At 71.9% G+C, this 17199-nt stretch carries 19 protein-coding genes; 12 read left to right on the top strand and 7 right to left on the bottom strand.

Annotated elements, in window-relative coordinates; genetic code table 11:
- Positions 1-75 precede the first annotated feature (75 nt).
- Together AB0I83_RS19035 and AB0I83_RS19030 are read right to left on the bottom strand one after the other, a co-directional pair.
- A complete protein-coding gene (locus tag AB0I83_RS19035) occupies positions 76-381 on the bottom strand; it encodes a hypothetical protein (RefSeq protein ID WP_363305410.1) in 306 nt (101 codons plus the stop codon).
- A 132-nt stretch (positions 382-513) separates the two neighbouring features.
- Complete coding sequence (locus AB0I83_RS19030) at positions 514-1290, bottom strand: VOC family protein (RefSeq protein WP_356530530.1); 777 nt, start codon at positions 1288-1290, stop codon at positions 514-516.
- A 238-nt stretch (positions 1291-1528) separates the two neighbouring features.
- Here AB0I83_RS19030 and AB0I83_RS19025 point away from each other — a divergent pair, with 238 nt between their 5' ends.
- Positions 1529-2356: a sulfurtransferase gene (locus AB0I83_RS19025; RefSeq protein WP_363305409.1), complete on the top strand. Its 828-nt coding sequence runs from the start codon at positions 1529-1531 to the stop codon at positions 2354-2356.
- A gap of 103 nt (positions 2357-2459) precedes the next feature.
- Here the strand turns inward: AB0I83_RS19025 and sepH are convergent, their stop codons facing one another.
- Positions 2460-3518, bottom strand: coding sequence for a septation protein SepH (sepH, locus tag AB0I83_RS19020; protein ID WP_356530532.1), 1059 nt, complete (start codon positions 3516-3518; stop codon positions 2460-2462).
- 497 nt (positions 3519-4015) lie between these two features.
- Here sepH and AB0I83_RS19015 point away from each other — a divergent pair, with 497 nt between their 5' ends.
- On the top strand, positions 4016-4957 hold the full coding sequence (locus tag AB0I83_RS19015) for a hypothetical protein (protein WP_363305408.1): 942 nt from the start codon (positions 4016-4018) through the stop codon (positions 4955-4957).
- A 33-nt stretch (positions 4958-4990) separates the two neighbouring features.
- On the opposite strand, the gene AB0I83_RS19010 is transcribed toward AB0I83_RS19015, so the two are convergent.
- Positions 4991-6310: a D-arabinono-1,4-lactone oxidase gene (locus AB0I83_RS19010; RefSeq protein WP_363305407.1), complete on the bottom strand. Its 1320-nt coding sequence runs from the start codon at positions 6308-6310 to the stop codon at positions 4991-4993.
- On the bottom strand, positions 6270-7514 hold the full coding sequence (locus AB0I83_RS19005) for an MFS transporter (protein ID WP_356530536.1): 1245 nt from the start codon (positions 7512-7514) through the stop codon (positions 6270-6272). The genes AB0I83_RS19010 and AB0I83_RS19005 overlap by 41 nt, the downstream gene beginning before the upstream one ends.
- A 125-nt stretch (positions 7515-7639) precedes the next feature.
- Between AB0I83_RS19005 and AB0I83_RS19000 the strand changes: the two genes are divergently transcribed.
- Entirely contained in the window at positions 7640-8764 is a 1125-nt protein-coding gene (locus AB0I83_RS19000; protein ID WP_363305406.1) for a ferrochelatase, read from the top strand.
- 78 nt (positions 8765-8842) lie between these two features.
- Positions 8843-9643: an inositol monophosphatase family protein gene (locus tag AB0I83_RS18995; RefSeq protein ID WP_356530539.1), complete on the top strand. Its 801-nt coding sequence runs from the start codon at positions 8843-8845 to the stop codon at positions 9641-9643.
- A gap of 102 nt (positions 9644-9745) precedes the next feature.
- On the opposite strand, the gene AB0I83_RS18990 is transcribed toward AB0I83_RS18995, so the two are convergent.
- Positions 9746-9919: a hypothetical protein gene (locus tag AB0I83_RS18990; RefSeq protein WP_356844102.1), complete on the bottom strand. Its 174-nt coding sequence runs from the start codon at positions 9917-9919 to the stop codon at positions 9746-9748.
- A 367-nt stretch (positions 9920-10286) separates the two neighbouring features.
- Between AB0I83_RS18990 and AB0I83_RS18985 the strand changes: the two genes are divergently transcribed.
- The 4 genes from AB0I83_RS18985 to AB0I83_RS18970 all read left to right on the top strand — a co-directional run bounded on the left by AB0I83_RS18985 (position 10287) and on the right by AB0I83_RS18970 (position 13862).
- Positions 10287-10940 carry a response regulator transcription factor gene (locus tag AB0I83_RS18985; protein ID WP_363305405.1) on the top strand — a complete coding sequence of 218 codons (654 nt, stop codon included), beginning with the start codon at positions 10287-10289 and terminating at the stop codon, positions 10938-10940.
- Positions 10941-10947: 7 nt separating this feature from the next.
- Positions 10948-12189: an ATP-binding protein gene (locus tag AB0I83_RS18980; protein ID WP_356530543.1), complete on the top strand. Its 1242-nt coding sequence runs from the start codon at positions 10948-10950 to the stop codon at positions 12187-12189.
- Between the two features lie 404 nt (positions 12190-12593).
- The gene (locus tag AB0I83_RS18975; protein ID WP_003965732.1) at positions 12594-12890 is read left to right on the top strand and encodes a DUF4193 domain-containing protein; all 297 of its coding nucleotides are present in this window, start codon (positions 12594-12596) and stop codon (positions 12888-12890) included.
- A gap of 12 nt (positions 12891-12902) precedes the next feature.
- Positions 12903-13862: a hypothetical protein gene (locus tag AB0I83_RS18970; RefSeq protein WP_356844101.1), complete on the top strand. Its 960-nt coding sequence runs from the start codon at positions 12903-12905 to the stop codon at positions 13860-13862.
- Positions 13863-13866: 4 nt separating this feature from the next.
- On the opposite strand, the gene AB0I83_RS18965 is transcribed toward AB0I83_RS18970, so the two are convergent.
- Positions 13867-14322 (bottom strand): DUF3093 domain-containing protein, encoded by a 456-nt coding sequence (locus AB0I83_RS18965; protein ID WP_363305404.1) that lies wholly within the window; start codon positions 14320-14322, stop codon positions 13867-13869.
- Between the two features lie 58 nt (positions 14323-14380).
- Here AB0I83_RS18965 and AB0I83_RS18960 point away from each other — a divergent pair, with 58 nt between their 5' ends.
- The 4 genes from AB0I83_RS18960 to AB0I83_RS18945 all read left to right on the top strand — a co-directional run bounded on the left by AB0I83_RS18960 (position 14381) and on the right by AB0I83_RS18945 (position 17176).
- On the top strand, positions 14381-14965 hold the full coding sequence (locus tag AB0I83_RS18960; protein ID WP_356530547.1) for a PaaI family thioesterase: 585 nt from the start codon (positions 14381-14383) through the stop codon (positions 14963-14965).
- A complete protein-coding gene (dut, locus tag AB0I83_RS18955; protein WP_363305403.1) occupies positions 14965-15498 on the top strand; it encodes a dUTP diphosphatase in 534 nt (177 codons plus the stop codon). Before AB0I83_RS18960 ends, dut begins: the two co-directional genes overlap by 1 nt.
- A gap of 1 nt (position 15499) precedes the next feature.
- Entirely contained in the window at positions 15500-16270 is a 771-nt protein-coding gene (locus AB0I83_RS18950; protein WP_356530549.1) for a DUF3710 domain-containing protein, read from the top strand.
- A gap of 150 nt (positions 16271-16420) precedes the next feature.
- Entirely contained in the window at positions 16421-17176 is a 756-nt protein-coding gene (locus AB0I83_RS18945; RefSeq protein WP_363305402.1) for an ABC transporter ATP-binding protein, read from the top strand.
- Positions 17177-17199 lie beyond the last annotated feature (23 nt).

Raw genomic sequence — 17199 nt, 5'->3', positions numbered from 1 at the left:
CCCGGCCCGGGCCCCCCCCCCCCCCCCGGGGGGGGCCGCCGCGCCACCCGCGTCCGGTCCTGTCCGGATGGGACGTCAGCTGTGTGACGGTGCCGAGGGTTCGCCCTGGTGCGCGACGAGTTCCGTGGCGGTGCCGGCGGGTTCGTCGTGTGGTGTGTTCTCCGCCCGACGCCGTGCCGCGGCCGACTCCCGCGCGGTGCGCAGCGGAGACTGCGTCCACTCCGCGAACCACCAGACACCGGCCACCAGGGCCGCCCACATGAGCCCGCCCAGGACCGCGCGCGCCCACGGGGCCTCCTCCGCCACCCGCTCCACCGCGGTCAGCACCACCCAGCCGCTGAGCAGCACGGTCAGAATTCGTACGCGCCTATGCCTGAACATCTCTCGCGGCTACCCGGGCCGGAAGCGATCACGCGGCACGGTCCCGAGAACAACCCGTTCGTTGCGGATGGATTCCCGGCGGGTGCGGCTGCCGGCCTCCCCGGTGGCGACGTCCGCTCGGCCGCCCGACGGTCATTCCCCCTGCGGCCTGACAATCGTGAACACCGCGCCCTCCGGGTCCGCCACCGTGGCGAGCCTCCCGCTCGACGCGTCCTGCGGCGGGTGCAGCACGTGTCCGCCGAGCTCCACGACGCGTGCCGCGGCCTCGTCGGTGTCGGCGACCTGGAAGTACGTCATCCAGTGCGGGCCGCGATCGCGCGGAAGGCCTTGGCCGACGCCGTGCAGGGCGGCGACCGGGCGGCCGTCGAGATGGAGTGTCTGATAGTCGAAGTCGGCCGAGACCACCGCCTCGGTCCCGAATCCGAACACGGCCTGGTAGAACTTCGCGACCGAAGCGGTCTCGCGGGTCACCAGCTCGTTCCACACGGGGGTGCCCGGCGTGCCCTTCAGCGTCGTGCCGACGTGTTCGGCCGCCTGCCAGAGGCCGAACACCGCGCCGCCGGGGTCCGACGCGATCGCGAGGCGGCCGGCGCTGCCGGCGTCGATGGGGCCGACCGCCACGGTGCCGCCGCAGGAGCGGATGGCCTCGGCCGTGGCGTCAGCGTCCTCGGTGGCGAGATAGGTCGTCCAGGCGATGGGCAGGTGCCGGTCGGGCGGCAGCTGCCCGATGCCCGCGACCTCCTTGCCGTTCAGCAGCGCCCGTACGTACGGCCCCAACTGCTCGGGCCCCGGCCGGAACTCCCAGCCGAAGAGGCGGCTGTAGAACTCCTGGGTCGCGGACAGGCCGTGCACGATCAGACTCACCCAGCACGGTGCTCCGGGCGTCCGCCGGGTGGCAGCCTCGGTCATCTTCTTCTCTCTCCTCGTACCATCGGTGTCACCGTACGGGGGGACGGAGTCTGCACGGCCTCCAGCGGTACGGATACGGGTGCGTACGCTCCGTGCCGATGCTCGCACCACTGAGCCCCCGAGGCACCCGGCCGCGCCGCGTTTTCCGGCTTCCGCTTACGCGTTGGTCCCTTTTGGCGCGGTACATCCATATAGGCGCAACGGCGCCGGAAGCGGCCGCTGAGCGAGGATGGCACCCATGAAGCCCATCATCACCGCATCCGAATACCTGAGCGAGTCGGCGGGGTCGCGTCCGCCGGTCCTCCTCGATGTCCGCTGGCAGCTCGGCGGACCGAACGGCCGCGCCGACTACGAGGCGGGGCACATCCCCGGCGCGGTGTTCGTCGATCTCGACGCCGAGCTCGCGGGCCCGGCCGGCAGCGGAGGCCGGCACCCCCTGCCGGACCCGGAGGCCTTCGGGGCCGTCATGCGGCGTGCGGGTGTCCGCCGCGACACCCCGGTGGTGGTCCACGACGGCGGTCAGGGCTGGGCGGCGGCCCGCGCCTGGTGGCTGCTGCGCTGGACCGGGCACCCCGACGTCCGTGTCCTGGACGGCGGTCTCGCGACCTGGACGGGCGAACTGACCGTCGGGATCCCGGAACCCGCCGAGGGCGACTTCCGCCCCGTGCCCGGCGCACTCGGTCTCCTGGACGCCGACGCTGCCGCCGCGCTCGCCCGCTCCGGACTGCTGCTCGACGCGCGGGCCGCGGAGCGCTACCGGGGCGAAGTGGAGCCCGTCGACCGGGTGGGCGGCCACATCCCGGGCGCGGTCTCCGCCCCGACCGCGCTGAACGTCGACGCGGACGGGCGGTTCCTGCCTGCCGACGCGCTGGCCGACAGGTTCTCCGCCATGGGAGCCGGCCCCGACACCGAGGTCGGCGTCTACTGCGGCTCGGGCGTCTCGGGCGCCCACCAGGTGCTGGCGCTGGAACTGGCGGGCCACCGCGCGGCCCTGTACGCCGGTTCCTGGTCGGAGTGGTCCTCGGACGAGTCCCGGCCCGTCGCCACCGGGCCCGACCCCAGCTGACGCCAGGCGCGCCTGTCCCACGGCTATGACGAGGTCCCGTACGCAGCCGCGTACGGGACCTCGTCATAGCCGTGCCGGACGGCGTCCGGCGCCGGAGGCGTCCTCAGTCCTGCTTCTTGCGGCGGGTGCCGAAGACGATCTCGTCCCAGCTCGGCACAGCCGCCCGGCGCCCGGGTCGGACGCCGTCGGCCTCGGCCTGGCGGTCCGTCGTGCCGGTCAGCCGGTCCCGGTGCCCGGCCACCGCACGCGGCATGAGCACGTCGGCGTACGCGGAACCGGCGCCCGCGGCCGCTGCCGGGGGCTCGTCCGCCTCCGGCTCCTCCTGCGACGCGGGCTCGAGCGCGGGCGGTTCGGGCTGGGTGGGCCGCTCGGGCACGACCATGTCGCCCCGGAAGCTCGGCACCGCCTCCAGGAGGCTGGTCAGCGAGTCGCGCTCACTGGCGGACACGCCGCCGATGCGCTCGTCGGGATCCGGTGCCGGGGGGACGGGGCGTTCGATCTGACGGTCCAGCGCACGGTCGAGCGGCCGGTCGCGCGGAAGGCGCGCGATCCGGGGCACGAAGGGGAAGCTGGGTTCGGGCGCCGCGACGTCGTCGGTCTCGCCGATCAGTGAGCGCGCCTCGGCGTCCACCGCCTGGACGAGCCGCCGCGGCGCGTCGTACGTCCAGCTCGCGGAGTGCGGCTCACCGGCCACGCGGTACACCAGGAGGACCTCCCAGGTGCCGTCGTCCCGGCGCCAGGAGTCCCACTGGACGGTCTCCCGGTCGGCGCCGCGCAGCAGCAGGCGCTCCTGCACCGCCTCGCCGAGCTGGGGGCCGGTGTTCTCTCCGGGGCGGCGCACGGGGGTCTTCCGGGCCCGCTCGGCCATGAAGGCGCGCTCCGCGAGCACCGGGCCCTCGAAGCGGCGCACCCGGTCGACCGGGATGCCGGCGAACTGGGCGACCTCCTCGGCTGAGGCACCGGCGCGTATCCGCGCCTGGATGTCGCGGGGGCGGAGATGGCTCTCCACCTCGATCTCGATCTGGCCCAGGCGTGCGCGGTCGTTACGCACGGCGGCACGCAGCCGCTCATCGATCGGAAGCGTGTACTCCGTGCTGTCCGCAGCCTTGAGCACCAGTCGTGTGCCGTCGTTCGAGACGGCCACGACACGCAGTTCGGGCATGGGAACCTCCCGGGTGGTGCCTGCCGACGTCACGTGCGTCGCTGCTTCCGCTAGTCGAGTGTGGCCTGCCCGGGTTCAGCCTGCCACAACCTTGCCAAGTTACCCGGCGTGTCGGGCCTTGGCCCTGGAGCACCGCGATGGCACGGTTACCTGTTTACGACGTGGAGTGACCGGATCGTCACTCCATGCGGCAGGCGCCCGTGCGATGCCGCGGCACCGCCGGTTCGAGTGCCGTGTCCGGCCCCCTCCCGAAGGTTCCGGACATCCACGTGGGAGTCCGGCCCCAGGGCTCGTCACAGTACTCCATTCGGGCCACGGGGGTGGACCGGCGCGCCGCCGAAGTTCTCGGAGGGCGCGGGAGTCGGGTTACCCCGTTCTCGGCGGTTTGCCCGCCCCGGGTGTGCTGCTTCACAGAATCTCCAGAAACGGAACTATCTGATTCGCTCAAATGTCCTTTCCATGTGCAAGGTGGGGTAGTTGTCTAGCAGGGGCTGATCATGGTTCAGAAGCCGCAGAGTGGTGCGGAACACAAGGAAAGGCGCATCGATCTGAGCCTGCCGCAGGTCGCCGGAAGTGCCGTCGCGGCGGTCGCGGCAGCGGTCATGGCCTCTCAGCTCGGTGTGTACGGCACCATCGCCGGAGCCGGCGTGATGAGCGTGGTGGCCACCTGCGGGGGATCGGTCTTCCAGCACTTCTTCCGGCGCACCGGTGAACAGATCCGTGAGGTCACCGTCCAGGTGAAGCAGCCGGCGGGCCGTCAGGTGACCGTGCACACGAAGGAGACCATCCCCGCGTCGTGGCGGCCCGACGACAGTGCGACCCGGCTGCTGCGCACGGTCCCGGAGTCCGCCCCCGACCGCACCCGGGTGCTCCGCCAGGTCCGCCCGGGAGGACGGGGCCCGGGTGACCCGCCGGCCGGCGACCAGCGGACCGGCGGTGACGACACCTACTCCGACGCCCGTACGCACGGCACCCGCGTCCGGGGCTGGAAGCGCTCGGCCCTGGCTGCGACCGGGGTGTTCGTCCTGTCGATGGCCGGCATCACGGTGTACGAGCTGGCGTCCGGCCATGATCTCGGAGGCGGCGGCGGGACGACCGTCGGCTCCGTCGTACGCGGGGAGCGCGACGCGGGGACCACCTCGCCCGAGCCGTCGACCGGTACCGGGCAGGAGGACGGCGGCGGCGACCGCCGGCCGGACACCGGGAGCACGACGACACCCGGTACGGACCCCGGTGACGGCCGGAGCGCGGTGCCCGTACCGTCCGGCGGCGGCGCCTCCGACGCGCCGGCCCCCTCGCCCTCGGAGCCCTCCGGGCCCACCGCGCCGGAGGCCACCCCCTCCACCCCGGGCGACGACGCCGGCGTCCCGTCCGCACAGGACCCCACCGGTGCCGCTGAGGCGCCCGCTCAGCAGGACGGGGCGGACCCGGCCCGCTGAGCCGGTCCTGCCCCGGGCTCCCGTGCCCCGGTGTCAGTCGCCGAGCACGCGGCGCAGGTAGTCGTTGGCGAACAGCCGGCCGGGGTCGAGCCGGTCGCGTACGGCGGTGAACTCGCCGAACCGCGGGTAGGCCCCGGCCAGGTATCCGGCGTCCCGGGTGTGGATCTTGCCCCAGTGCGGGCGGCCGGCGTACCCCGTCATGATCCGCTCGACGGCGGTGAAGTAAGCCCCGTACGGCGTTCCCCGGTACAGGTGCACCGCGATGTAGGCGCTGTCCCGGCCCGAGGCCGTGGAGAGCGCGATGTCGTCCGCCGGCGCTGTGCGGACCTCCACCGGGAAGCTGACACGCAGCGGCGAGCGATCGACCATGGCCCTGAGCTCCCGCAGCGCCTCGACGGCCGCCTCGCGCGGGAGGGCGTACTCCATCTCGACGAAGCGCACCCGCCGGGGGCTGGTGAACACCTTGTGCGGGATGTCCGTGTAGGTGCGGGCCGATAGGGCGCGGCTGGAGAGCTTCGCGATGGCGGGGATGGTCCCGGGGACCGCCCGGCCGACCGAACAGGCGACCTGGAAGAGGCCGTTGGAGAGCAGCTCGTCCTCGATCCAGCCGCCGACACGTCCGGGCGGAGCGAGGGGGCCGGCGCTGCGGTTGTTGCGCTTGGTGTTGCAGTTGCCCGTGTGCGGGAACCAGTAGAACTCGAAGTGCTCGTTCTCGGCGACCAGCTGCTCGAAGTCGGCCGTGACGCGGTCGAAGGCCATCGGTTCCTCGCGGGCGGTCAGCAGGAAGACCGGTTCCACCGCGAAGGTGACCGCCGTGACCACTCCGAGCGCCCCGAGGCCGATCCGGGCCGCCGCGAACACGTCCGGATGCTCGCTGTCCGAGCAGCGCAGCACTGTGCCGTCGGCCGTGACCAGCTCCAGCGCGCGGATCTGCGCCGAGATCGAGGCCGAGTCGCGTCCGGTGCCGTGGGTCCCCGTGGAGGTGGCCCCGGCGACCGTCTGCTCGGTGATGTCGCCCATGTTCGTGAGGGAGAGGCCTTCACGGGCGAGCGCTGCGTTGAGCCTCTTCAGCGGGGTGCCGGCCTCGACCGTCACGGTCATCGCCGTACGGTCGACCTCCCGGATGCCGGTCAGCAGGTCCGGGCGTATGAGGACGCCGTCCGTGGCCGCGGTCGCGGTGAAGGAGTGACCGGTGCCGACGGGCTTGACGGTCAGGCCGTCCTCGGCCGCCGTGCGTACCACGTCGACCAGTTCGTCGACCGAGGCGGGAGAGGCCACCCGGGCCGGCCGGGCGGTGACATTGCCCGCCCAGTTACGCCACGTGCTCGTCGTCCGTGCGTAGGTGTCGGTCATCTTCCCCGCGCCCTCCCGTAGGCACCGGCTCCGCGAGCCGGCGGTACCCCAGGAACGCCACCGCGGCCGCGAGCGCTCCCGCCACGGCGGGCACCGCGTACCCCGCCTCGGCCCCCGAGGCGTCGACCACCCAGCCTGCGGCGGAGGAGCCGAGCGCCACTCCGACCGCGAGCCCGGTACTGGTCCAGGTCATGCCCTCGGTCAGCCGCGTGCGCGGTACGTGCTGTTCGACGAGGGCCATGGTGGTGACCATCGTCGGTGCGATGGCGAGACCCGCGGCGAAGAGCGCCACGGCCAGGAACGGCAGGCTCCCGGCCAGTTGGAGGGGGATCATACTCACGGCCATCGCGCACACCCCCACCAGCCACCTGGTGGACGGCTCCCCCTTGAGGTGGAGCAGTCCGAAGACCGCTCCGGCGAGGCAGGATCCCAGGGCGTAGACCGCCAGCACGAGGCTGGCCGCAGCCTTGTGGCCGCGTTCCTCGGCGAAGGCCACCGTCACCACGTCGACCGCGCCGAAGATCGCCCCGGTGGCCACGAAGGTGAGCACCAGCACCCGGAGCCCGGGCGAGCGGAGCGCGGAACCGCCGGTGCGGTCCTCCTCCGGATGGGGCCTGGGCTCGGTGGCGCGCTGGGCCGTCAGCCAGAAGACGCCCGTCACCAGGAACACACCGGCCAGCAGCGGGCCGGCCTCGGGGAACCAGGCGGTGGAAAGACCGATGGAGACGATGGGGCCGAAGATGAAGCACACCTCGTCGACGATCGACTCCCAGGAGTACGCGGTGTGCAGCTGACGTCCCGACCCCCGGTAGATCTCGGCCCATCGGGCCCGGACCATCGACCCCACGCTCGGGACGCAGCCGGCACCCACGGCGAAGACGAACAGGGTCCAGTCGGGCAGCCGCTGCTGGGCGCAGACCAGCAGCCCCGCGACCGCGCCGGCGGCGAGCAGCGTGACGGGCCGCAGGACGCGGCGCTGCCCGTACCGGTCGACCATCCGGGACACCTGCGGACCCATGACCGCAGCCGCCATGGCGAGCGTCGCGGAGAGCGCCCCCGCGAGGCCGTAGCGGCCGGTGAGCTGGGAGACCATCGTCACCACGCCGATGCCCATCATGGAAAGCGGCATCCGCCCGAGGAATCCGGCCGCCGAGAATCCCCGGCTTCCGGGAGCGGCGAAGATGGCGCGGTAGGGGCTGGGCAAGGGGTGCTCCGATGAAGCCTGTCAGGTGTGTGGATGGCTGACACAGCTTACGGGCGGCCGACGACGCCGGGCACCGGCCGACGGCGGTTGCCGCATCGCCTCCGGCGGGTGGCAGGATCGGGTGCATGTCCGATCTGCGCGATCCAGCTCCGTACGACGCCCTGCTCCTGCTCTCCTTCGGAGGTCCCGAGGGTCCCGACGACGTGGTCCCGTTCCTGGCCAACGTGACGCGCGGCCGGGGCATCCCCGAGGAACGGCTCAAGGAGGTAGGCAAGCACTACTTCCTGTTCGGCGGTGTGAGCCCGATCAACGCGCAGAACAGGGCCCTGCTCGACGCCCTGCGCAGGGACTTCGCGGAACACGGGCTGGAGGTCCCGATCCACTGGGGCAACCGCAACTGGGCCCCGTACCTCACCGACGCCCTCCGCGCGATGGTCACCGACGGGCACCGCAGGATCGCCGTGCTCGCCACCAGCGCCTACGCCTCGTACTCCGGCTGCCGCCAGTACCGCGAGAACCTGGCGGAGTCGCTGGCCGCGCTGGAGGCCGAGGGGCTCCCCGTGCCCCGGGTCGACAAACTGCGCCACTACTTCAACCACCCGGGCTTCGTGCGGCCCATGGTGGACGGCGTACTCGCCTCGCTGGCCGACCTGCCCGAGGACGTCAGGGCCGGGGCGCACCTCGCCTTCACCACCCACTCCATCCCCACCGCGGCGGCCGACACCTCCGGGCCCACCGAGACCCACGGCGACGGCGGTTCCTACGTCGCCCAGCACCTGGAGGTCGCCCGGCTCGTCACCGAGGCCGTACGCGAGGAGACCGGCGTCGAGCACCCGTGGCGGCTCGTCTACCAGTCGCGCAGCGGGGCCCCGCACATCCCCTGGCTGGAGCCCGACATCTGCGACCACCTGGAGACACTCCACGGCGAGGGCGTCCCGGCGGTCGTCATGGCCCCCATCGGCTTCGTCTCGGACCACATGGAGGTGCTGTACGACCTCGACACGGAGGCCGCCGCGAAGGCCGCCGAACTCGGGCTGCCGGTCCGCAGGTCGCCGACGGTCGGCGCCGACCCCCGCTTCGCCGCGGCCGTGCGCGAACTCCTCCTGGAGCGGGCCGGCGCGGAACAGGACCGCCCCGTCGAGCGGTGCGCCCTGGGCGCACTGGGGGCCTCCCACGACCTCTGCCCCGTCGGGTGCTGTCCGGCCAGGGCCCCGAAACCGGCCGCGGCGGGCGCCGACAGCCCGTTCTAGCCGCCGTCGATCATCCGCCTTCCGGCCGTGCGGGCGCCCACCAGCCCGTTCCGGCCGCGACACCACGTCTGGAGCGTTGTGAACGACCCCCTCCTGTCCGAACTGCTCGACCTCGCCACGGAAGCGGCCCGCCGGGCCGGCGCCCTGCTGCGCGACGGCCGCCCCGCGGACCTCGGGGTGGCCGCGACGAAGTCCAGCCCCATCGACGTCGTGACCGAGATGGACATCCGGGCGGAGAAGCTGATCACCGGCTACCTGTCCGAGCACCGTCCCGCCGACGGCTTCCTCGGTGAGGAGGGCGCCAGCGCCGAGGGGAGCAGCGGCATCCGCTGGGTCATCGACCCGCTGGACGGCACGGTGAACTACCTCTACGGGCTGCCCACCTGGTCCGTCTCCATCGCCGCCGAGCGTGACGGCGAAAGGGTCGTGGGAGTGGTGGAGGCCCCGATGCGCCGCGAGACCTTCCACGCCGTCCTCGGCCGCGGCGCGTACGGCAACGGCGACGCCCTGCGCTGCCGCCCCACGGCCCCCCTCGAACACGCGCTGGTGTCGACCGGCTTCAACTACGTCACCGAGGTCCGCACCCACCAGGCGGCCGTCGCCCAGCAGCTGATTCCTCGGCTGCGCGACATCAGGCGCGGCGGATCGGCGGCCATCGAGCTCTGCGACGTCGCGGCGGGCCGCCTCGACGGCTACTACGAGCGCGGACTGCACCCGTGGGACGTGGCGGCGGGCGACCTCATCGCCCGCGAGGCCGGTGCGCTCACCGGGGGCCGGCCGGGTCTCCCGGCGGACGGGGACCTGACCGTGGCGGCGACGCCCGGGGTCTTCGAGCCGTTGCAGGCGCTCCTCGACGAACTCGGCGCCTGGCACGACTGACACACGTCCCGCCGGGGCCGGCCCGGACACCCCGGCGGGCTTCCGGACACGGGAGAGGGCCCGGACGGCCTGTCATGGCTGTCCGGGCCCTCCCGTGGCGGTTCAGACGCTTGTGGCGCCGACTTCCACGCCGTGTTCGGCGGCGAGGCGGTGCAGGTCGTCGAGCTCTCCCTGCTCGACATCCGCGAGGAAGTCGTCGCCCGTCTCGCGAGCCCTCGTGAGGTCGGACTCGGTGGTCCTGATTCGTTGCAGCAGCCCTGCGGTGAAAGCGTCCATGGAGCGCCCCCTCATCGTGGGTCGGTGGCACGGGGGTGTGCCCGGTGGTCTCCCGGCGGACGGCCGGTGTACGGGTGTGCGGGTGATCACGCAGTCCCTCTGGAAGCAGGACGGGCTGTGGAACGCCACATACACGGCGTGATCGGGGGTGTGAGGTCGTCCTCCCCGTGGCCGGCCCGCGAGAAACCTCGACCGGCGCGGCAATCCGACCGACTGCCCGCACGAACGGTCCGCGAGCGTCGTCTTACCGCCGGTTTATGCGTGTTGAAGGCAGGATGGACGCGCACAGTCGGTGTCACCGACGTGCGGGAACGGCCGGAACGAGGCCGCTCACCGTGTTTCCGGAGATCTAGGGAAGGACTGCGCCGTGCGCGTACTCGTCGTCGAGGACGAGCAGCTGCTCGCCGATGCGGTGGCCACCGGGCTGCGCCGGGAGGCCATGGCCGTCGACGTCGTCTACGACGGAGCGGCTGCCCTCGAACGGGTCGGGGTCAACGACTACGACGTCGTCGTGCTGGACCGGGACCTCCCACTGGTGCACGGCGACGACGTCTGCCGCAAGATCGTCGAACTCGGCATGCCCACCAGGGTGCTCATGCTCACCGCGTCCGGGGACGTCAGCGACCGGGTCGAGGGCCTGGAGCTCGGCGCGGACGACTACCTGCCCAAGCCCTTCGCCTTCAGCGAGCTGACCGCCCGTGTACGCGCTCTGGGGCGCCGTACGACGGTCGCTCTGCCACCTGTGCTGGAGCGGGCCGGTATCAAGCTCGACCCCAACCGCCGCGAGGTCCACCGGGACGGGCAGGAGATCCAGCTCGCCCCGAAGGAGTTCGCGGTCCTGGAGGTCCTGATGCGCAGCGAGGGCGCGGTCGTCTCGGCCGAGCAGCTGCTCGAGAAGGCCTGGGACGAGAACACCGACCCGTTCACCAACGTGGTGCGCGTGACGGTCATGACCCTGCGCCGCAAGCTCGGCGAGCCCGCCGTCATCGTGACGGTCCCCGGCTCCGGATACCGGATCTGAGGGCGTGATGGCAGCCTCCCCGGGCCCTGCGGCGGCACCCCCCAAACCGACCTGGGAGCCCAAGCAGCAGGAGGCCCCCTACCCGTGGCTCCGGCCGACGATCCGGATACGGCTGACACTGCTGTACGGCGGGATGTTCCTGATCGCGGGCATCCTGCTGCTCTCGATCATCTACATGCTGGCCGCCCAGGCCCTGCACGACGCGGGCGGACTCGAGTTCCAGGTCAAGGGCACGAACGTCCAGATCTCCAGCGACATGTGCCCACAGCTCGGCTCCGCGCTGAACAACAGCCAGCTCAACGAGGCGATCAAGGACTGCACCGCCTCGCAGCGGCAGCACGCCCTCGACAGCCTGCTGAACAGGGCGCTCCTCGCCCTCGTGGGCCTCAGCATCATCGCCTTCGCGTTCGGCTACGCCATGGCCGGCCGGGTCCTGTCACCACTGGGCCGGATCACCCGTACCGCCCGCAGGGTGGCCGGTACGGACCTGAGCCGCCGGATCGAGCTGGACGGTCCGGACGACGAGCTGAAGGAGCTCGCCGACACCTTCGACGAGATGCTGGACCGCCTGGAGCGGGCCTTCACGGCCCAGCAGCGGTTCGTCGGGAACGCCTCGCACGAACTGCGCACACCGCTCGCCATCAACCGGACGCTGCTGGAGGTCCACCTCTCCGACCCGGACGCCCCCACGGAGCTCCAGCAGCTCGGCAAGACCCTCCTGGCCACCAACGAGCGCAGCGAGCAACTGGTCGAGGGGCTGCTCCTGCTCGCCCGCAGCGACAACCAGATCGTGGAGCGCAAACCCGTCGACCTCGCCGAGGTCGCCGACCGCGCCATCGACCAGACCAGGTCGGAGGCCTCGGACAAGGCGGTGGAGATCAGGGGCGAGCGCGCCCCCGCGGTCGTGCAGGGCAACGGCGTCCTCCTGGAGCGCATCGCGCTCAACCTGGTGCAGAACGCCGTGCGCTACAACATCGCGGAGGGCGGCTGGGTGGAGGTCACCACGGAGCTCCAGCACGGGCAGGCGCTCCTCCTGGTCACGAACACCGGGCCCGTGGTCCCGGCGTACGAGATCGACAACCTCTTCGAGCCGTTCAGGCGGCTGCGCACGGAGCGGACAGGCAGCGACAAGGGGGTGGGGCTCGGCCTGTCGATCGCGCGATCCGTCGCGCGGGCACACGGAGGCCGTATCATCGCGGAGCCCCGCGAGGGCGGTGGTCTCGTGATGCGCGTCACCCTGCCGGTCTGAGAGGCTGCACGGTGTGAAGCCGTATTGGATCGCTCTGTTCGCTTTGGGCGGAATTTTCGAACCCCGTTCGCGTTCCGTCCCTGTGTGATCGATCACAGAAGCGGTTTTTGGTACCTCTACTCTCCGTGATCACAACTCTCCCCGAAAGCTTGTAAACGTCCGGGTTTTCAGGGGGCGATATCACGGGAAGTACACGGGGTGGCGCCCGCCGACAGTAGTGACAGGACCGTGTACGGTCCCCATCGCCACCCAAGCTGATCGCTCGCGAGAGATCCGGTTGGGTGTCGATTGAGTAACAGACCTTGATGTGAGGCAAAATCTCCGCCTCAGGTCGGGCACAAGTCCGGCCTCTCACGCGTTACGTGCGCTGAGACACCGCATAAACCCATGAGGGGGAGAGCGACATGGCAACGGATTACGACACCCCACGAAAGACCGACGACGACGTCGACCAGGACAGCCTCGAAGAGCTCAAGGCTCGTCGGAGCGACAAGACGGCTTCGGCCGTCGACGTGGACGAGTTCGACGCGGCAGAGGGACTGGAGCTGCCCGGCGCAGACCTGTCCAACGAAGAGCTGGCCGTACGGGTCCTGCCCAAGCAGGCCGACGAGTTCACCTGCATGAGCTGCTTCCTCGTGCACCACCGGAGCCAGCTGGCGCGCGAGAAGAACGGCCAGCCCATCTGCCGCGACTGCGACTAGGGGCCTCCGACCGTGGCAGGCGACACACCGTTGTGGAAGCGGCGCTTGCGGCGCACCAAGTCGTCGGAGGCGCATCAGGGCGGCACAGGCCCGGTGGAGGGTGAGAACCCCACTGCCGAGCACCAGGCCGCCCTGCCGCCCTCTTCCGGCACATCCGACGACGAGCGAGGCCGTCCGGCCTCGCTCGAAGCAGTGCGGGAAGCGGGCTCACGGCCACACGAGCCCGGGCAGGACGGTCAGGCACCGTCCCCGGAGGAGTCCGGCCGTCTGAACTCACTGAAACGGGGCGTCCGAAGGAGCCGGGAGGGCGCCAGAGCGGCGGTCGGCATGGTGGCCGACCGGATCATCGACATCGCTCCCCGGGTCCCCGTGCGGGACCTGGCCACCCTGCGCAGGCAGTTCCCGGGGCTCGGCCCCGAAGAGCTCGCCGACAAGCTCGTCGCGGGCGCGTGCAACGCCACCGCGACCGTCGGCGCGGGCATCGGAGCCGCTGCGATGATGCCCGTCCCACCCGCCATGATGGCCGAGCTGGCGGCGGAGATCACCGGCGTGGCCGCCATCGAGATGAAGCTCGTCGCCGAGCTCCACGAGGTCTACGGCCGACGTCCGCCCGGCAACCTCGGGCAGCGCAGCACCGCGTACCTCACGTCCTGGACGGAGGAGCGCGGCATCGACGTCTCCCGCCCCACCACGCTCAACGCCGCCCTGGGCGGGCAGATGAAGCGCGAACTGCGCCAGCAGATCATGAAGCGCACCGTGCGCGACCTGCCGAACCTCATCCCGTTCATGATCGGTGCCGCCGTCGGCGCGATGATGAACCGCCGGGACACCAGAAGGCTCGCCGACCGGGTCAGGGAGGACCTGCGCCGCGACCAGGTCTCCTGGGACCGACTTCCGGAGCTCCCTGCGCTGGAACAGCCCGCGTACCCCGCGGAGGAGCTGCCCGAAGGCCTGGACGGCCCCGGCCGCTGACCGCTCAGGCGGCCACGGGCGCGAGGGCCGCGACGAGGGCGTGCGGCTCCCTGGTCGACAGGTAGACGTACGGCGTCGGGTCCGCGGGATCGGTGACCTGAACCCGCACCGCCGTCGGCACGTAACTGCGCAGCAGCATGAACGCGCGGGTGTCCGCCTTGTACGTGCGCCAGGCACGCGCCTCCTCACCGTCCAGCACCTCGGCGTCGCCGAGCGCCTCCAGCGGGATCCGGGCGTCACCCGCGACGAGCGCGCCCGCCACGACCCGGATGCGCGCCGAGCCGTACGAGCTCACGCCGGCGCATGCCGCGGCCGTCCCGCCCACCAGGCCGCCGAGCATCGGCAGGAGGCCGAGCGGCAGCAGCATCAGGGCGCAGGCGACGCCGATCCCGAAGGCGATGAGCCACCACGAACGGGGTGCGGTGAGGCGTTCGTCGAAGGGGGGTGCGGAAGGCTGCATGGAAGCAAGCTTGGCACGGCGCGACCGGCGGTATGCCGCGCGGGTAAGGTCTGCGCCTGTGAGTGGAACATCTGCACGTCTGACACCCCCGGCCGCGGCGGTGAAACCGGTCCGCCATCCCGACGCCCCCGCGCCCGGTGAGCTCCTCGGCTCGCACTACGAACACTGTTTCGGCTGCGGAACCGGACAGCCGCACGGACTGCACCTGCAGGCGCGGGCCGGAGAAGGCGTGAACGTCACCGCCGAGTTCACCGTGAAGCCCGCCCACCAGGGCGCACCGGGGCTCGCGCACGGCGGTGTCCTCGCCACGGCGATGGACGAGACGCTCGGCGCGCTCAGCTGGCTGCTGCGCGTGATCGCGGTGACCGGAAGGCTGGAGACCGACTACGTCCTTCCGGTGCCGGTGGACACCGTGCTCTTCCTGGAGGCCGAAGTCACCGCCGTGCACAGCAGGAAGATCTACTGCCGCGCCACGGCACGGACCGGTGGACCCGAGGGGCCCGTCGCCGTCCGCGCAGAGGCCCTCTTCATCGAGGTCAAGGTCGACCACTTCATCGACAACGGACGGCCGGAGGAGATCCAGGCCGCGATGGCCGATCCGGACCAGATCAGGCGAGCACGCGCCTTCGAGGTGAACCCCTGATGCGAGGCCCCGTCGACGTACTCATCCGCAGGGTCGACCCGGACGTACCGGTTCCCGCTTACGAACACCCGGGCGACGCCGGCGCCGATCTGGTGACGACCCGGGCCGCCGAGCTCGCTCCGGGCGAACGGGCGGTGCTCCCCACCGGGGTGTCGATCGCGCTGCCCGACGGGTACGCCGCCTTCGTCCACCCCCGCTCCGGCCTCGCGGCCCGCTGCGGAGTGGCCCTCGTGAACGCCCCGGGGACGGTCGATGCCGGGTACCGTGGGGAGATCAAGGTCATCGTGGTCAATCTCGATCCGCGCGAGACCGTGAGGTTCGAACGGTTCGACCGGATTGCCCAACTGGTCGTCCAGCAGGTCGAGAAGGTGCGCTTCCACGAGGTGGCGGAACTCCCCGGTTCGGCGCGGGCCGAGGGGGGCTTCGGATCCACCGGCGGTCACGCCGCAGTGGACGGTGTCACGGGCGGTAACAACCAGGGTGGGAACAGCTACGCTTCGGTCGTATCAGACCGGGACCGGGAAGGACGTTGACGTGTTCGGACGTCGCAAGAACAGTGGTTCCGCCGAGGACACGGCGGACGAAGCGCGCGAGGCCGAGCAGGTCGCCGACGAGCTCGACGGCGACGCGGCGGCGAGCGGCTCGCGCCGCACGAACCTTCCGCCTGCCCCCCGCCCCGACGGGCCGTGGGACATCTCCGAGGTCTCCAAGCCCGGTGAGGGACGAGTCGACCTGGGCGGCGTCTTCGTGCCCGGTGTCGAAGGCATGGAGCTCCGGGTGGAGGTCGCCGGTGACGCCATCGTCGCGGCCACCGTCGTGCTGCGCGACAGCGCGATCCAGCTGCAGGCCTTCGCCGCTCCCAAGAAGGAGGGCATCTGGGGAGAGGTGCGCGACGAGATCGCCTCTGGCATCACGCAGCAGGGCGGGATCATCGACGAGGTCGAGGGACCGCTCGGCTGGGAACTGCGCGCGCAGGTCCCCGTACAGCTTCCCGACGGCAAGAACGGCGTACAGCTGGTGCGCTTCGTCGGCATCGACGGACCCCGCTGGTTCCTCCGCGGAGTGATCTCCGGTCAGGGCGCCGTGCAGCCGGAGGCCGCCGGCCTGCTGGAGACGATCTTCCGCGACACCGTCGTCGTCCGCGGTGACGGCCCGATGGCCCCGCGCGACCCGATCGTCCTCAAGCTCCCCGACGACGCCCAGATGGTGCCCGAGGGTGTGCAGCAGGAGGACCAGGAGAGCTCGAAGTTCTCCGGAGGAATGGGCCAGCTCCAGCGCGGACCCGAGATCACCGAGGTGCGCTGACCGCACTCCGCGGCGCGTCCTGGCCGGTGGGCCGCACCCGTCACCCGGGTGCGGCCCACCGGCCTTTCCGTTGCCTCCCCGGGGTGCCCCTGGACATACTGGCGGCTGTCGGGGGGCGGCACGCACGCGGTACACGCACGGGGGAGAGCGATGACACGGAGCACCGGCGCACGGAGCGGAACGGCCCTGGCCGACGGACCGGCCGACGGCCCCATGGTGCGGATCGAGGACCTGCACCGCTCGTACGGCACCGGCGCCGCGGCCGTGCACGCGCTGCGCGGAGTCTCCTTCGGGATACCCCGCGGAGAGCTCGTCGCTCTCAAGGGCCGCTCGGGCTCCGGCAAGACCACGCTGCTCAATCTCGTCGGCGGACTGGATAAACCGGACAGCGGCCGGATCACCGTCGGCGGCACCGATCTCGCCGAGCTCGGCGAGGACGGGCTGCTGGAGCTGCGCCGGGACCGGATCGGCTTCATCTTCCAGTCGTTCGGGCTGATCCCCATCCTGACCGCCGCCGAGAACGTCGGCGTACCCATGCGGCTGCGCAGGACGGACCCCGGCGAGCGTGAGGAACGGGTCGCGCTGCTGCTCTCGCTGGTGGGCCTCGGCGATCACGCCCAGCAGCGCCCCGGCGAGCTCTCCGGCGGCCAGCAGCAGCGTGTCGCGATCGCCCGCGCCCTGGCCAACCGCCCCGCGCTCCTGATCGCGGACGAGCCCACCGGGCAGCTCGACGCGGAGACCGGACTCGCGGTCATGCAGCTCCTGCGGGCCGTGGTGCGCAGCGAGGGCGTCACCGTCCTGGTGGCCACCCACGACCCGCAGCTGCTCGGGTTCGCCGACCGGGTCCTGGAGCTGAGCGACGGGCACATAGCCGAGCACGTGCAGCGTCAGGAAGCGGGACGGTAGGGCTTCCACACCGGCCCCGCATC

This window comes from Streptomyces sp. NPDC049970, assembly GCF_040660235.1.
In the GTDB taxonomy this organism is placed as follows: Bacteria; Actinomycetota; Actinomycetes; order Streptomycetales; family Streptomycetaceae; genus Streptomyces.
This window is presented reverse-complemented; position numbering and strand designations above follow the sequence as displayed.

Excerpts from the sequence above, each read along its gene's own strand:
- AB0I83_RS19025 (WP_363305409.1), top strand. The coding sequence starts at position 1,529 with ATGAAGCCCATCATCACCGCATCCGAATACCTGAGCGAGTCGGCGGGG.
- sepH (WP_356530532.1), bottom strand. The coding sequence starts at position 3,518 with ATGCCCGAACTGCGTGTCGTGGCCGTCTCGAACGACGGCACACGACTG.
- AB0I83_RS18975 (WP_003965732.1), top strand. The coding sequence starts at position 12,594 with ATGGCAACGGATTACGACACCCCACGAAAGACCGACGACGACGTCGAC.
- dut (WP_363305403.1), top strand. The coding sequence starts at position 14,965 with ATGCGAGGCCCCGTCGACGTACTCATCCGCAGGGTCGACCCGGACGTA.
- AB0I83_RS19030 (WP_356530530.1), bottom strand. The coding sequence starts at position 1,290 with ATGACCGAGGCTGCCACCCGGCGGACGCCCGGAGCACCGTGCTGGGTG.
- AB0I83_RS18945 (WP_363305402.1), top strand. The coding sequence starts at position 16,421 with ATGACACGGAGCACCGGCGCACGGAGCGGAACGGCCCTGGCCGACGGA.
- AB0I83_RS18990 (WP_356844102.1), bottom strand. The coding sequence starts at position 9,919 with ATGGACGCTTTCACCGCAGGGCTGCTGCAACGAATCAGGACCACCGAG.
- AB0I83_RS19000 (WP_363305406.1), top strand. The coding sequence starts at position 7,640 with ATGTCCGATCTGCGCGATCCAGCTCCGTACGACGCCCTGCTCCTGCTC.
- AB0I83_RS18965 (WP_363305404.1), bottom strand. The coding sequence starts at position 14,322 with ATGCAGCCTTCCGCACCCCCCTTCGACGAACGCCTCACCGCACCCCGT.
- AB0I83_RS18980 (WP_356530543.1), top strand. The coding sequence starts at position 10,948 with ATGGCAGCCTCCCCGGGCCCTGCGGCGGCACCCCCCAAACCGACCTGG.
- AB0I83_RS19035 (WP_363305410.1), bottom strand. The coding sequence starts at position 381 with ATGTTCAGGCATAGGCGCGTACGAATTCTGACCGTGCTGCTCAGCGGC.
- AB0I83_RS19010 (WP_363305407.1), bottom strand. The coding sequence starts at position 6,310 with ATGACCGACACCTACGCACGGACGACGAGCACGTGGCGTAACTGGGCG.
- AB0I83_RS19015 (WP_363305408.1), top strand. The coding sequence starts at position 4,016 with ATGGTTCAGAAGCCGCAGAGTGGTGCGGAACACAAGGAAAGGCGCATC.